2 protein-coding genes are annotated in these 1,094 nt (G+C 41.3%); both read left to right on the top strand.

Annotation, left to right across the window (positions count from 1 at the left end):
* Window positions 1-428: transporter substrate-binding domain-containing protein (locus tag Q0372_RS00905; protein ID WP_298101477.1), on the top strand; the 428-nt coding region annotated here is incomplete at its 5' end.
* A gap of 226 nt (window positions 429-654) precedes the next feature.
* On the top strand, window positions 655-1,094 hold a 440-nt coding region (locus tag Q0372_RS00900; RefSeq protein ID WP_298101475.1), incomplete at its 3' end, for a transporter substrate-binding domain-containing protein.

The following is a 1,094-nucleotide window of genomic DNA, read 5'->3' as shown; positions in this document are numbered from 1 at the left end:
ACTTCGCGCAAGTTCGCGATATGAGAATTTCAATCGAAAAAAATCCCAACGGCTCGATGACCGAGCGCTATCTACGCAAAGAGAAATTTAGTAATTTAGTTTACTGCAAAAATACTTCTGAGTGCTATGCGATGATGAAGGACGGCAGAGCCGACGGCTACGCCAATGACAACATCATCGTCCTAGCCTATGCCGTCGTGGACGATACGCTTGAAGTGCCGTTTAAAAACCTAGGCGCGGCGGAATTCTTAGGCGTCGGCGTGCAAAAAGGCAATCAAAGCCTGCTTGATTTCATCAATGCCGATCTAATCAAGCTAAGCAAAGAGGGCTTTTTCAAAAAGGCTTATGAGGACACTTTCGAGCCATTTTACCGTGGCACTGCGGATAAAAAATACTTCCTGCTAGATGGAATTTATGATTTGCTATAAAAGCGAGCTAGGAATCAAAATATAAAATTTATCGAAGGTAGTTTGCATAACGAATAAATCTTGGGATTTAAAATTTTTTAAATTCGCTAAATTTTAAATCCCCACTTCGCCCCTAAATTTCAAGCCTGCATACGCGCGGTGATTAAATTTTAAACCGCTTGCATTTATTTTCTCTAAAATATATAGTGCTATAATTATTTCAAAACTAAAAAGTAGGGGGCTTTTTATGAGATTACTTTTTATTTTAGCCTTATTTTGCGCTAGCATTTTTGCAAATACATTAGATGAAATCAGGCAAGCAGGGGTCATCAGAGTAGGCGTGCGAGAAGGTCGTCCGCCACTAAGCGAGTCTAATAACGGCAAGTTTGAGGGCTTTGAAATCGAGCTTGCTAGCTCGATCGCCAAAGACATTTTCGGCGATAAAAAGGGCGAAGTGCAGTTCGTAACCGTAACCGCAGGCGATAGAATCCCGTTTTTGAAAAATAACAAGGTCGATATGGTTATCGGCACCTTTATGATTACGCAAGAGCGTAAGAAGCAGGTGGATTTCTCACTGCCGTATTTATCGGTAAATTTTGGCATTGTAACGCGTAAAGAGGATCAAGTGAAGGACTTCGCGCAAGTTCGCGATATGAGAATTTCAATCGAAAAAAATCCCAACGGCTC

The sequence above is a fragment of the uncultured Campylobacter sp. genome (assembly GCF_937997405.1).
Taxonomy (GTDB): domain Bacteria; phylum Campylobacterota; class Campylobacteria; order Campylobacterales; family Campylobacteraceae; genus Campylobacter_B.
The sequence above is the reverse complement of the archived record's forward strand: the minus strand, read 5'-3'. Positions and strand labels throughout refer to the sequence as shown.